This is a genomic window from Hyphomicrobium sulfonivorans (genome assembly GCF_013306565.1).
GTDB classification, from domain to species: domain Bacteria; phylum Pseudomonadota; class Alphaproteobacteria; order Rhizobiales; family Hyphomicrobiaceae; genus Hyphomicrobium_A; species Hyphomicrobium_A sulfonivorans.
This window is the reverse complement of the sequence record NZ_PZPO01000001.1, coordinates 622,563-635,770: the sequence shown is the minus strand read 5'-3', so window position 1 is coordinate 635,770 and position 13,208 is coordinate 622,563. Positions and strand designations below refer to the sequence as shown.

Genomic DNA, 13,208 nt, shown 5'->3' with positions numbered 1-13,208 from the left:
TGCGGTTCCTGACATCCCGCCCGCAAGCCCGCATGGCTGCGCCGCATCGGCTTGGCTGTGGGCATCCACCATGCCTGTAAATATTTGGCGTATGCGTCAGGTGTTTTCAAATGCGCCGGATGGCATGGCGGCGGACAGCGCCCGGGTTGAAGCGCCGGCATCGGGTTGGGCGAGGCCCTCGATAATCGTAATCTTCTGCCAGATCTTGTTGGAAAGGTCGGATGTCAGGCGCTCCACATCGCCAACCGTATCGACAACCACCGGATCGCTCAGCTTCTCCGCATAGAGCGCCGCGCATTTCGCCGTCAGCGACAGCATCTCCGAACAGTAGTCGAGATAGCGCATCAGCATGAATGGCGTCAGCGGGCGGTCGGGCGACGACCGCGTGCTGATATGGCCCAGCATGCTTGGGTCCTTGGTCAGCTGATGCATGTCGATGACGTGGATGATCGAGCGCAGCTCATGCAGTGCCTTCAGCGCCCGATCCCGCTTCCAGCGCGTCTCCAACGAGGCCAGAAAGTACGCCGCGCCGCCCAGCACGATGACGAGGTTCACGCCTGCGTCGACGCCCTGCATCATCTCCGACAGTTCATCGGATGTTTTCAGCGACGATGCCTCGATCGCCAGCATGACCGCCGTCAGCACAACGGCGATCAGCAGGCCAAGCAGCGTCAGCCGCAGGCCCCAGATCGGCCGTGACACGGCGATGATCCGCTTGGAGGTCTGGCGCGCAATCTGCTCCACCTCGGCGCATACGGTGGCCAGCCCGGAGTTGGGGAACCGGTCGTCGATGCGCGCCTGCAGTGTTTCGATGGTGCCGATGATCTTGTCGCTGGAAAGGCTGCGGTACATAGCCCGCTCCCCGGAATGTGTTTTGAAATATGCCGCCAGCTTTGTTCGCGCTGGGGTGCCGAATTTAGAAGCCAGACATCGTCGCCCGCAAGGCATCAGCGGGGTTTGATTGCGACCGGCTGATGCGATGGTTTACGGCGCGGGCCTGCGGTGTCGCCCGTGCCTCAGTTAATGTGCAATCGGTCAGGCCCCCCAACATCGGCCGCAATCGGAGCTACTGTGATCCTCGTTTCATTGCTCAGATTCTTGATCTCCGGCTTTTTTTGATGAGGTTTCCCGATGCGCTTGGCGCCCGCCCTGCCCTGTGGCCGCTTGCTCGCGTTTTTGTCCCTGGCCGCATTGTCGGCGCCCGCCGACGCGCAAACCCGAAACTTCCAGCAGCGCCCAACGACCATTACGGTCCAGTATGTCCTGCGCCTGCCGCTCAAAAGCGATGGCCTGGCGGAACAGCAGACGGCCATGGAAGAGGGGCGCAAGGCGCTTTACGCCATGAGCGCGCGCGAGTGCGCAGCTTTGATGGCGACGCTGGCATCCAGCTGCCGGCTCGCAAGCCTCAACGTGCAGACCAACGCGGCGCGCGCACGTCCCGATGACAACTCAATCACGCTGAGCGCCAACGCGCAGTATCAGATCGAGCTGAAGGATCAGGATGGCGAACGCTCCAAGGACGAGCTGTAATCGAAGCATCCGCCTCGCCAGTGGTTCAAGCAGTTTCCAAACAACAAACGCCGCGGCACTTCCATGCCGCGGCGTTTGTTGTTTGCTTGGTGAAGCAGGCTTGCAGCGGCCGCGGATCAGTCGCGCAGCAGCTCGTTGATCGAGGTCTTGGAGCGCGTCTTCGCGTCCACCTTCTTCACGATCACGGCGCAGTAGAGGTTCGGGCCGGGCGTACCATCCGGCAGCGGCTTGCCCGCCATCGATCCCGATACCACCACCGAGTACGGCGGCACCTTGCCGAAGAACTTCTCGCCGGTCGCGCGGTCGATGATGGTGGTCGAAGCACCGAGATAAACGCCCATCGACAGCACCGAGCCTTCGCCGACAATCACGCCCTCGGCCACCTCGGCGCGCGCGCCGATGAAGCAGTTGTCTTCGATGATGACCGGGCCGGCCTGCAGCGGCTCAAGCACGCCGCCAATGCCAGCGCCGCCGGAGATGTGGCAGTTCTTGCCGATCTGCGCGCACGAGCCCACCGTCGCCCAGGTGTCGACCATCGTGCCAGCGTCGACATAGGCGCCGAGGTTCACGAACGACGGCATCAGCACAACGGTCGGCGCGATGTAGGCTGAGCGGCGCACGATGCTGCCGGGCACGGCGCGGAAGCCCGCACGGCGGAAATCGTCATCGGTCATGCCGGCAAACTTCGAGGGCACCTTGTCCCACCAGTTCGCGCCGCCCGGTGCGCCGGAGATCGCAGCCATATCGTTGAGGCGGAACGACAGCAGCACGGCCTTCTTCAGCCACTGGTTCACCGTCCAGCCGTCGGCGCCCTTCTCGGCCACCCGCACTTCGCCCTTGTCCAGCAGGTTGAGGGCTGTCTCCACCGTGTCGCGGATCACGCCCGTGGTGCCGACGCTGATCCCATCGCGCTCTTCCCACATGGCGTCGATGGCGGTGGCAAGTTCGGCGCTGTTTACATTGGCTGACATCGGGGGCCCTCGGTTCAGATTTCGTTAGCGGTCCGCGTTGTCGCCCGAGGGGGAAATACTGTCAATGCGAACGAATGGTTTCGTTTTTTGCATCAATTGGATACGTCCCATTAAATCTCACGCCGGATAATACCCCAATCGGTGCCGGGAAAAGAGACGTACCAAGGGGTTGGGTCGTGTTGCAGAGCGAGCGGATTGTATCGGTCACTGCTGCCCATACGGGTGGCAAGGCCAGTGGAAAGTGGATTGCGCACGAGGGCTTCGTCGCCGAAGCGGCCGTGCAGTTCGACCGGATCAATGGCACCGTCGCCCGGCTTGAGCGTGAGCTGGAGAAGGCGCGCGCCACCATTGCCGAGATGACGGAAGAGGTGCACCGCAGTCATCGGCTGGCCGCTTTCGACCAGAGCCTGGAAAATTCCCGCAATTACAAAATTTCCGAGCTGCAGCGCTCAGGTCGCGATCTGAAAACGCGTGTCGAGCGCATGGAAGGCGACCGCAAGGCCTATCCGAACATCACCTACAAGTCGTTCGTCGACATGGACCGCAAGCTGGCGGAGCTGGGCGGGCTGAAGCTGCACATCGATCGCGTCGAGCATGCCGCCCGCCGCAACGAAGCGCTGTTCCTCGGCGCCCTCGCGCTCGCCGCGCTCGCCCTCGCCTCCAGATTCTTTATTTAGGCGCTGGCGACTGCCCTGCGGGCAGCCGGCCGCCAGCGCAGTTTATGGGCTGCATCTATCGAAGGTGACCTGATGCGCCTAACGCGCGCCATTCCCACTCCGTCTAACCTCCGCAATTCGGCCCGCCCAAACTTCTATCCAAATAGAGTAAGTTTCGGCCACCATCGCTTGCAGCTCATCGAATTCGTATAGAGCTACGCCGTCATCAAAAGTGGTTCGCATTTCGCGAGGACCATTTTTGGGAGATGAAAAATGGTTGATGCAGAACGCAACGGCAGCGTAGTCGGGGTCGGGCTTCCTGATCTGTTCGTGCATCATCGAGAACACGAACCTTCGGGCGTGAGGGGACATACCACTTCGGCGAGGATTGAAGTACGGAACGACTGCGCGCCCATCAATATTGAGTACTGCAGGCGTCCAATACTCTAATCGGTGGCCGATTGTTGTACCCATCGAATGGAAGTGCTGAGGTCGCCCTTTCCAGCGGGCGGCATATATGCTCGCTGCAACGCGGATATTCGCTTCAGCTTCGGCCGTCGATCTTGAGTTGCGTCTAATTATGGCAGCCAACTGCTGGAATGAAGTCTCTGGAGGGGCGCCGAACAGGGGGGTCTCAAGGCGCAAAAGATCACTAAGACTCTGCCTTAAGGGCTTATAAGAGTATGGTGGCCTTCCTTGCTTGAATCCTTGCAAAGCCTTCCATTTCGCTTCAATCGGCAATGGGGCGATATTCGCGAGATCAATCTCGGGCAAGAATGGGGCTGTCGTCACCTGGCTCTCCAACTAGGGGTGCTGCCGCTACGCTCACCTTATGGAATTTGAAGCGCTCTAAGATCACATCATCGGAGATTCGTAAGCCTAGCGAAACCGTAGCCTTAGCACTCTCAACGACGAAGTGCCAAGGAGCACCTTTAGCATGAGAGATATCGACGAGCCGACCCGGTGAGAGCTCACCGTAGGAGCTCAGAATGCGTTCGATGTGCCGCGCAATGATTTGGTCGGTGAGTGATGGTAGAGGGCGTCGCTCTCCCGTCAGCGCATCGATAGCAGTCGCTCGGAATGTAATGGGTTGATCTCCCGCAGACCTAAAAGCTTGATAAGCTGTTGGGTGCACAGGGCCATATTTCCATGCCTCGAAATGACCTGAAACTAGTGGCTGCTTCCGCTCAACTAAAAACAGAGCATGTGCAAAATATAATAGCTTTTGAAGAGCAAGGTTCGTCACCAGCTTTTGGGTTCGCTGGCCCTCTTCAATGATCATGTTGGCGATGGCGCGAGGATCGTGCATAGACGTGACTTACTTTGCTTTGAAGGCTAGTTCTACTGGGCATTCAGAGATTTCGATCATTCTGATCCGTATGTAACTCTATTCGTCCGGCGTCGGCGGCCGGCTGCCCGGAGGGCAGTCGCCGACGCCCAACAAAAAATCCTACAAAAATTTTTCGATCAGGCGGCGCGCGTCGGCGCTGTCCCATTCAGCCGGGCCGATCAGGCGCCCGATCTCCTTGCCGTCAGCGTTGATCAGCAGCGTCGTCGGCATGCCGATCACGCCCAGCCGCGTGCCTTCCTTCGAAGTCGGGTCGGCGTAGGGCTTCAGGCTGGTTGCGCCGATGTCATCCAGGAATTTGCGCGCGCCATCGACGCCCGATTTGTCGATCGACAGCGCCACCACCTGAAATTTGTCCGAGCCGAGCTCTTTCTCCAGCTTGTCCAGCGCCGGCATTTCCTCGCGGCACGGCGCACACCAGGTGGCCCACAGATTGAGCAATACAACCTTGCCCTTGAATGCGGACAGGTTGGTCGTCGCGCCATCCGGCGTCAGGAACGCTACGTCCGTCAGGTCGGCGGGCGTCTTCTTGAACACGAATGTCGCCATCTTGCCGGTAGCGAGCGCCCTGGCGCTATCGTCCGGCGCAGCATCGGTGGCAGCCCCGTTTGTGACGGAATTTGACGCTGCTGAGGGCGAAGAAGCCGCAGGCGTTTGATTGTCAGAGACGGCCAACGTGACGTATACCGCCGCGAAGGCGGCCAGCGCAGAGAGCGCAGCAGCCCAGATGTATGTCGAGGGGTGGTCGGGCTTTTTCTTCTGCGGCCGCTTGCTCATTCTTTTTCCTTATGCCGATCCAATCGGTCTGCCGCCTGTACGGAGCTCGAAACGCCGTGACGGACAAGCCAGCTAATAGCATGTGGGGTGGCCGGTTTTCAGCCTCTCCGGCTGAGATCATGGAGGAGATTAACGCCTCCATCGGCTTCGACAAGCGACTAGCCCCGCAGGATATTGCCGCCTCGAAGGCGCACGCCGCGATGCTGGCCGAAACGGGCATCATCGAAAAGGCCGATGCCGCCGCCATCATCGAAGGCCTCGATAAGGTGGGGGCCGAGATCGCCGAGGGCAAGTTTGCTTTTTCGCGCGCGCTGGAAGACGTGCACATGAACGTCGAAAGCCGCCTGAAGGAGCTGATCGGCACTCCGGCGGGACGCCTGCACACCGCGCGTTCGCGTAACGATCAGGTGGCGACAGACTTCAAGCTTTACGTCCGTGACCGCATCGACGCCCTGAACGCCGCGCTGGCGATGCTGCAGCTTGCCATGGTGCGCAAAGCCGAGGAGCACGCCGCCACGGTGATGCCGGGCTTCACCCATCTGCAGCCCGCCCAGCCGGTAACGTTCGGCCATCACATGCTGGCCTATGTCGAGATGCTGGGCCGCGACCGTGGCCGTCTCGCCGATGCGCGTGCACGCCTCAATGAATGCCCGCTCGGTGCCGCCGCGCTGGCCGGCACTTCGTTCCCGATCAACCGGCATCTGACGACTGAGACGCTTGGCTTTTCGAAGCCGACCGACAATTCGCTGGATAGCGTGTCGGATCGCGATTTCATCCTCGAAACGCTGGCCGCCGCTTCCATCTGCGCCGTGCACCTGTCGCGCTTCGCCGAGGAAATCGTGCTGTGGTCGACGCCGCAGTTCGGCTTCATCAAGCTGTCGGACAAGTTTACGACCGGCTCTTCCATCATGCCGCAGAAGCGCAACCCGGACGCCGCCGAGCTGACGCGCGCCAAGGTTGGCCGCATCGCCGGCGCGTTCCAGAGCCTGCTGATGGTGATGAAGGGCCTGCCGCTGGCCTACTCCAAGGACATGCAGGAAGACAAAGAGGTCGCGTTTGACGCCCTCGACAGCCTGACGCTGGCCATTGCCGCCACGACGGGCATGGTGGACGACATGCAACCTCAGCCCGCAACACTGCTGGCGGCGGCGGGTAGTGGCTATTCCACCGCCACCGATCTGGCCGACTGGCTGGTGCGCGTGCTCAAGATGCCGTTCCGCGATGCGCACCACGTCACCGGTCGCATCGTTGCGGCGGCGGAAGCGCAAAACTTACCGTTGGATAAGTTGCCGCTGGCCGACATGCAGGCTGTCGAGCCGCGCATAACTGCCGACGTGCTAACGGTTTTAAGCCCCGAGCAGTCGGTGGAGAGCCGGGTCAGCCATGGTGGAACCGCGCCACAGAACGTTGTGAAAATGGCGGCTGGCTGGCGGAAGCGGTTGGAAATCGACCAGCCGAAGGGCTAGATTAGGCAATGCGTGGCTGCACCCCATCGGTGCGGCCCGTAGCTGCTGAACTTTCCGCGTGGGACAGGTCGGGGATATGCGCGTATCGATGACACCCAAGGCAACGCTTGCCGCATTGCTGGCGGCCGGGCTGTGCCTCGGGCTGGGCGGCTGCGGTGTCCGTGGCTCGCTTGATCCGCCGCCTTCAGCCGCCGCTGCCGGCACAGCCCGCTCGGCTGAAGCCGCAGGTACCCAGCCAGAGTCAGTCGCGCCGGAGAAGCCGCACGAGGGCTTCGTGCTCGACCCTCTGCTGCGCTAAACCTATATTTCAACGCTGCTTTTTGCGCTCAGCCTTGCGTGTTGCGCACGGCCTTGCCGCGCCGATCGTCACCTGACCGGCGCAGCTGGCCGTGGCTCTAGCGGCGCACTTCAATGATATCGACAGTCACCACTTCCGGCCCGCTCGGAAACATCGACAGCGCCGGATAGGCGGTCGAGCTGACCTGCCAGCCGCGCTCGATCATCTGCTGTCTAAACAGCGGCGTATCCTGCCGACCCGGATCGGCAAACAGGGCACGGCCGCCCGCTGCCAGATTGCGTTCCAGGATCGCTGCCAGCGGGGCATGGGCCTGTCGCTCATAAATCACGTCCGAGCCAATGATCAGGTCGTAGCTCCGGCTATCGTTCCAGGCGTCCCAGTTGGCCAGCGCCAGCTCAATGCCGCTGACCCCATTCGCCGCCGCATTCAACCGGCACAGATCCAGCGCCTGGGAGATGTGGTCCGTCTGCCGCACCGGGTCCGCCCCCAGATGACGGGCGACGATGCCCGGCAGGCCGACGCCCGCGCCCAACTCCAGCACCGACTGCCCCGCAAAGCCGTCTTTATCCTCGGTCAACGCCTGGGCAAGCGCGCAGGCGGCTTCCCATAGCAGCAGCCCGAACGGAAACGCCACGAAATCGTCCGAGACGGCCAGCAGCGATGCATGGTCCTCCGCCGCATGGACGTTCCACGTCCGGCCACCGATCTCGAAGCTGAAAACCTTCAGCGGCACCCCGGCGATTTCGGTTGGCGGCGGCTGTGTGGCACCCGTTATCGGCATCAAATCCGCCCGCCGACTGTCGCTGTCCGTCGTCCCGCCATTGCATTCTCCCGTCGTCTGCCGCTATTAGCGGCGACGAATCCCTAGAGCACGATCGCGTGCAACCAAGCCGCGACGCCGCTCTAACCATTTGATGGGACCGATGATTCACGCTGCGTACCCTGATAGGTTCGAGGCAATCCCGGTCTAGTGCAGCCCGCTACATAACAAGAGATCCAGCCATGCACCATTTCGAGTATCGCGACGGCGTGTTGCATGCCGAGGGCGTCAGCCTGGCGCGGATCGCCGAAGAGGTGGGCACGCCGTTCTACTGCTATTCGACCGCGACGCTGGAACGGCACTACCGAGTGCTTACCGAAGCCTTTGCCGGTCAGGACGCGCTCATCTGCTTTGCGGTCAAAGCCAACTCCAATCAGGCGGTGCTGGCAACGCTGGCCCGTCTCGGCGCCGGCATGGATGTCGTGTCCGAGGGCGAACTGCGCCGCGCGCTCGCCGTCGGCGTCCCCGCCTCCCGTATCATTTTCGCGGGCGTCGGCAAAACGCGGTCCGAGATGGCGTTCGCGCTCGAAGCTGGCATCCTCGGCTTCAACGTTGAAAGCGAGCCGGAGCTGCGCGCGCTTAGCGAGGTGGCATCAGCGCTAGGCAAGACCGCGCACGTCGCGCTGCGCGTCAATCCCGATGTCGACGCCAAAACCCACGCCAAGATTTCCACCGGAAAGGCGGAAAACAAGTTCGGCATTCCCTATGCGCAGGCACGCGAACTCTACGCCGAGGCTGCCAAGCTGCCGGGCATCGCCGCCACCGGCATCCACATGCACATCGGCAGCCAGATCACGCAGCTCGATCCGTTCCGCAACGCGTTCCGCCTGATGCGCGAGATGGCCGAGCAACTCATCGCCGATGGCCACAAGCTGCAGCACCTCGACATCGGCGGCGGCCTCGGCGTGCCGTATGTGTCCGAGGGCGAGGTTGCCCCGCCGCCGTCGGCGTATGCGCAGATCGTGCGCGAAGAACTGGCCGGGCTTGGCCTCAAGATCGTGATGGAACCGGGCCGGGTCATCGCGGGCAATGCGGGCGTGCTCGTCACGCAGGTGGTCTACTGCAAGGAGGGCGTCGACAAAACCTTCACCGTTGTCGACGCCGCCATGAACGACCTCATCCGCCCCACGCTTTATGAGGCGCTGCACGAGATCTGGCCGGTGAAGGAAGACAAGCTTTCGATGCCGCCGGTGGTGCAGGACATCGTCGGCCCGGTTTGCGAGACCGGCGATTATCTGGCGCTGGACCGCAAGCTGCCGCCGCTGTCTTCCGGTGACCTCATCGCGGTTATGACGGCCGGTGCCTATGGTGCCGTCATGTCCTCCAGCTACAATACCCGCCCGCTGGTGCCGGAGGTTCTGGTGCACGGTGATGCCTATGCCGTGGTGCGCCCGCGCTTCGGCATCGAGCAGCTCATCGGGCTGGATAAGCTGCCGGATTGGCTGGGTTAAATCGCAACGGACGACCACAGTTCATCCGGTCCTGTCGTCCCCAGAATGACGAAAGTTTAATCATGCTGGCCGCACGCGCCCGCTAGGCCACGGCCGCAGTTCCGGCTATCGTCAGGCCATGTCGGATACCAAGGCCGCCTCCCCGGTCGACGCAAAATTTGCGCGCAAGGTCCGCGCCAGCCGCTGGGCGCTCTATTTTGAGCGGTTGTGGCCGCGCGTCTGGCTCATCCTCGGCCTCGTCGGCCTGTTCCTGCTGGTGTCGCTCGCCGGCCTGTGGCCGCTGCTTTCCGACACCGTCCATTATGCCGTGCTGGCGCTGTTCGGCGTCGCCGGTGTCGGCGCGTTGTTCCACATTCTGCGCACGCCGTTTCCGCCGCGCGATGAAGCCGTGCGCCGCATTGAGCGCGTTTCCGGCGTGCCGCACCGGCCGGCCTCGTCCTATGAGGATACCGTCACCGCCAATGCCGACGATCCGCGCACGGCAGCCATCTGGCAGGCGCACCGCGCGCGGCTCGCGGCTGCACTGGCGCGGCTGAAGGTTGGGCCGCCGCAACCGCGCGCCGACCGTCAGGATCCAATCGCACTGCGCGGCCTGCTCATCCTTGGCGTCGTAGCGCTGTTCTCATTGGTGGGTGACAGCGCGGCGGACCGTCTGCGCTCCGCATTCCGTTTCAATTCCGCTGTCGCGCTGGCCGAAGCCCGCCTAGATGCATGGGTTGCGCCGCCCGGCTATACGGCCCGCCCGCCCATCATGCTTGCCGATGGCGCCCGTGGTCCCGCCGCTCCTTCGGATGATCAGCCGAAGCTGGTCGAGGTGCCGGAGCGCAGCGTGCTGATCGTGCGCACATCGGGCAAAGGGCTCGGCGCGCCGTCGCTGGAGGTTTTTGCCGAGGGCTCGGCGGAGAAGCAGCTCGTCGAAGCCAAGGCGCCGGAGGCCGGACAGTCTACCGCTGCGCGCGCCGACATTTCCGAGATCCGCTATGAGCTGCTGAACTCGGCTGAAGTTCGCGTGCTGTCGGGCGGTTCGGAGCTGGCGCGCTGGGCGTTTTACGTGAAACCGGACAAGCCGCCGGTCATCGCCGTCACCAAGGCGCCGGAGCGGACGCGTCGTGGCGCGATGAAGCTCACCTATTCGGTCGAGGATGATTACGGCGTCGCTTCGGCGGGTGCCGAGGTGAGGCGCGATCGGGATGCGGAAAACGCAAAGCCGCGCGGGCCTGAGTTCGACTGGACTACGCCCGAGGTTTTGAAAGGCCCGCGTCCGCCATACGAACGCCCGCCCGAGATAACGCTGCGCCTGCCGCGCGCGCCGCAGAAGGAAGCGCAGACCTACATCGATTTCGCGCCGCATCCCTTTGCCGGTCGTGAAGTCATCATGACGCTTGAGGCGAAGGACGTCGCCGGCAATGTCGGCAAAGCGGTGCCGATGAAGATCGTGCTGCCGCAGCGCACCTTCACCAAGCCGCTGGCCCGCGCCGTCGTTGAGCAGCGCGCCAAGCTGATGGACGATCCGCGCTATGCACCGCTGGCCAAGCGAGCGCTCGATGCGCTGACGCTTGAACCCGATGGCTTCATCGATTCAACCGCCGTTTATCTGGGCCTGCGCGCTGCCAGCCGCGGGCTTGAGCGCAACACCTCGCGCGAAGGCCTGAAGAGCGTCGTCGACGGCATGTGGGATCTGGCGCTGCGCATCGAGGACGGCGATCTTTCGGAGGCTGAAAAGCAGCTCCGCGACGCGCAGGATAAGCTGGCCGAAGCGCTGGAGAACGGCGCGTCGGATTCCGAGATCGACCAGCTGATGCAGGAGCTGCGCGAGGCGCTGTCGAAGTATGTCGAGCAGCTCACCAAGAACGCACAGAACCAGGCTCCGCCGGAAGGCATGGATCAGCAGAACCAGCAACTGAGCCAGCAGGATCTGGAGCAGATGTTGAAGGATCTGCAGGAGCAGATGAAATCCGGCTCGCGCGAGCAGGCCGAGCAGGCGATGGCGCAGTTGCGCGATCTGCTTGAGCGTTTGCAGTCTGGCCAGGGCTCGCAGCAGCAGGCCGAGCGCGGCCAGCAGATGCAGCAGAAAATGAATGAGCTGGGCGACCTGATCGGCCGTCAGCAGCGTCTGATGGATGAGACCTATCGCGAGAAGCGCGGTGATCGCCGTCAGCAGCAGCAGGGCCAGCAAGGGCAGGAGAGCCAGCAGGGTCAGCAGCAGGGCGGCCAGCAGCAAGGTCAGCAACGCGGTCAACAGCCGGGCCAGCAGCCCGGTGGGCAGCAGGGTCAAGGTCAGGGACAGCAGGGGTCGCAAGGCCAGCAGCAGTTCGGTGAGCAGGGCCAAGGCATGCAAGGTGAGGGCATGCAAGGCCAACAGGGCCAGCAGCAGGGGCGCGGCAGCCTGAGCGACCAGCAGGAAGCGCTGAAGCAGGATCTGGAGCGGCTCGGGCAGGAACTCGGTGCGATGGGCTCGGGCTCGGAAGAGTTCAACCGGGCGCGCGAGGCGATGGAGAACGCGCGCAATTCGCTGGAAGAAGGCCGCAACGACACCGCGATCCAGGATCAGTCCGAAGCGCTCGACCAGATGCGCCAGGGCGCGCAACGCATGGCTGAAAGCATGGCCAAGGAAGGCCAGGCCCGTTACGGCCAGAACGGCGAGCAGTCACGCGATCCGCTGGGTCGTCCGCAGCGCTTCAACGGCCCCGATGCTGGCAACTCGGTGAAGGTTCCGGACGAAATCGACATGCAGCGTGCCCGCGCCATCCTCGAGGAGCTGCGCCGTCGCCTAGCGCAGCCCGCCCGTCCAACCGACGAGCTCGATTATTACGAGCGTCTGCTGCGCCGCTTCTAATCAGAGTGTTTCCCTGCACCGGCGGCCGGCTCCGCGCAGCGGAGTCGCCGGTGCAAAAGCAATCTCTTACCGCACCGGTGCGATGCGCACCTGCAGGCCGCCGACAACCTGATGGCTCACCACCTGCGTCGTGATGTGGCCACCGGCGGGCTGCTGCCCCGCAAGCCAGCGCTGCGCCTGCCGCCACAGATCCAGCGGCAGCCAGCTGCCTTCCTCTTCGCTCAGCGGCGCCTCATAGTCGGCGAACGTGAACTTGTATTCGAGGAAGAACGAAACCTTCGACAGCCGGAACTCGAAGCCGAACAGCGCCTGTCCGGCAGGCCCGGCGTAGTTATATTCATACGTTCGCGGACGCGGGTTCTGCGCCAGCTCGAATTCCGTATGCGGCAGCAGCGCGCCGCCACCCAGCCCCACGTACGGACTGATGCGCGGACCAATACTCGGCAACCGCACAAACCCGGTCAGCAGCAGCATGTTGTGGCCGTGCGAGAACTCAAGCTTGCTGACGATGTCGCCGATGCGCGTCCGCGCGGGCAGTTCCTCGCCGTTCAGCGTGCCGGAAAAACTGGCCTCGTCGTTCAGCGGCGCAAGCGCCTTCGAGTGGATGAAATCCACCCCACCGCCGGCAATGCCACCGGTGAACCACTGCGTCACGCGCGCGCCGTAATAGATCGGGCTTTTGAACGGCAGTGTGAACCAGTCCACCTTGTCGATGGTGAAGTCGGTCGGCTGCTCGGAGGGGATCTCGATGCGAACCGGGCTCGGATAAGTGTACGGCGCGCCGCTATAGGCGCCCAGCATCGTCTCGCGGCCGATGTGCTGCGCAGTCCCGTCACCGTTGCTGATTTCCGTCGCCGACTGCTCGCCGTCCAGCTGCGCCTGCTCGAATATACCGGCGGCGGTCTGCCCCGTGATCAGAACACCGGCAGCGATGGCCGCCATCATGTCGATCAGGCGGCGGTCTGGCGTGCGGCGGCCTGCCTGGGCCGACGTTTGAGCTGCCCAGCCGATTGAAAGTAGCTGTGTCACCGGCTGTTCCCCCATTATTCTTCCGA

At 63.1% G+C, this 13,208-nt stretch carries 13 protein-coding genes; 6 read left to right on the top strand and 7 right to left on the bottom strand.

What is annotated here, in order from left to right:
* Positions 1–96 precede the first annotated feature (96 nt).
* Complete coding sequence (locus C6Y62_RS02900) at positions 97–852, bottom strand: hypothetical protein (protein WP_173952700.1); 756 nt, start codon at positions 850–852, stop codon at positions 97–99.
* A 279-nt stretch (positions 853–1,131) separates the two neighbouring features.
* Between C6Y62_RS02900 and C6Y62_RS02895 the strand changes: the two genes are divergently transcribed.
* On the top strand, positions 1,132–1,530 hold the full coding sequence (locus C6Y62_RS02895) for a hypothetical protein (protein ID WP_173952699.1): 399 nt from the start codon (positions 1,132–1,134) through the stop codon (positions 1,528–1,530).
* A 116-nt stretch (positions 1,531–1,646) separates the two neighbouring features.
* Here C6Y62_RS02895 and dapD read toward each other — a convergent pair whose 3' ends face one another.
* Complete coding sequence (gene dapD / locus C6Y62_RS02890; protein ID WP_173952698.1) at positions 1,647–2,501, bottom strand: 2,3,4,5-tetrahydropyridine-2,6-dicarboxylate N-succinyltransferase; 855 nt, start codon at positions 2,499–2,501, stop codon at positions 1,647–1,649.
* Between the two features lie 176 nt (positions 2,502–2,677).
* Here dapD and C6Y62_RS02885 point away from each other — a divergent pair, with 176 nt between their 5' ends.
* Positions 2,678–3,178: a hypothetical protein gene (locus tag C6Y62_RS02885; protein ID WP_173952697.1), complete on the top strand. Its 501-nt coding sequence runs from the start codon at positions 2,678–2,680 to the stop codon at positions 3,176–3,178.
* A 78-nt stretch (positions 3,179–3,256) separates the two neighbouring features.
* On the opposite strand, the gene socB is transcribed toward C6Y62_RS02885, so the two are convergent.
* The 3 genes from socB to C6Y62_RS02870 all read right to left on the bottom strand — a co-directional run bounded on the left by socB (position 3,257) and on the right by C6Y62_RS02870 (position 5,282).
* Positions 3,257–3,949, bottom strand: a complete 693-nt coding sequence (gene socB, locus C6Y62_RS02880; RefSeq protein WP_173952696.1) for a type VI toxin-antitoxin system SocB family DNA replication inhibitor toxin — start codon at positions 3,947–3,949, stop codon at positions 3,257–3,259.
* Positions 3,918–4,466 carry a type VI toxin-antitoxin system SocA family antitoxin gene (gene socA, locus C6Y62_RS02875; RefSeq protein WP_173952695.1) on the bottom strand — a complete coding sequence of 183 codons (549 nt, stop codon included), beginning with the start codon at positions 4,464–4,466 and terminating at the stop codon, positions 3,918–3,920. The genes socB and socA overlap by 32 nt, the downstream gene beginning before the upstream one ends.
* A gap of 141 nt (positions 4,467–4,607) precedes the next feature.
* Positions 4,608–5,282, bottom strand: coding sequence for a TlpA family protein disulfide reductase (locus tag C6Y62_RS02870; RefSeq protein WP_173952694.1), 675 nt, complete (start codon positions 5,280–5,282; stop codon positions 4,608–4,610).
* A 56-nt stretch (positions 5,283–5,338) separates the two neighbouring features.
* On the opposite strand from C6Y62_RS02870, the gene argH reads away from it, so the two are divergent.
* Entirely contained in the window at positions 5,339–6,748 is a 1,410-nt protein-coding gene (gene argH / locus C6Y62_RS02865) for an argininosuccinate lyase (RefSeq protein WP_338074307.1), read from the top strand.
* Between the two features lie 88 nt (positions 6,749–6,836).
* Positions 6,837–7,046 carry a lipoprotein gene (locus C6Y62_RS02860; protein WP_157066719.1) on the top strand — a complete coding sequence of 70 codons (210 nt, stop codon included), beginning with the start codon at positions 6,837–6,839 and terminating at the stop codon, positions 7,044–7,046.
* Between the two features lie 97 nt (positions 7,047–7,143).
* Here C6Y62_RS02860 and C6Y62_RS02855 read toward each other — a convergent pair whose 3' ends face one another.
* Complete coding sequence (locus tag C6Y62_RS02855; RefSeq protein WP_173952693.1) at positions 7,144–7,779, bottom strand: methyltransferase; 636 nt, start codon at positions 7,777–7,779, stop codon at positions 7,144–7,146.
* 269 nt (positions 7,780–8,048) lie between these two features.
* Here C6Y62_RS02855 and lysA point away from each other — a divergent pair, with 269 nt between their 5' ends.
* Positions 8,049–9,317, top strand: a complete 1,269-nt coding sequence (gene lysA / locus C6Y62_RS02850; RefSeq protein WP_173952692.1) for a diaminopimelate decarboxylase — start codon at positions 8,049–8,051, stop codon at positions 9,315–9,317.
* A gap of 118 nt (positions 9,318–9,435) precedes the next feature.
* Positions 9,436–12,153 carry a TIGR02302 family protein gene (locus tag C6Y62_RS02845; RefSeq protein ID WP_173952691.1) on the top strand — a complete coding sequence of 906 codons (2,718 nt, stop codon included), beginning with the start codon at positions 9,436–9,438 and terminating at the stop codon, positions 12,151–12,153.
* Positions 12,154–12,219: 66 nt separating this feature from the next.
* Here C6Y62_RS02845 and C6Y62_RS02840 read toward each other — a convergent pair whose 3' ends face one another.
* Positions 12,220–13,182, bottom strand: coding sequence for a hypothetical protein (locus tag C6Y62_RS02840; RefSeq protein WP_173952690.1), 963 nt, complete (start codon positions 13,180–13,182; stop codon positions 12,220–12,222).
* Positions 13,183–13,208: the final 26 nt, after the last annotated feature.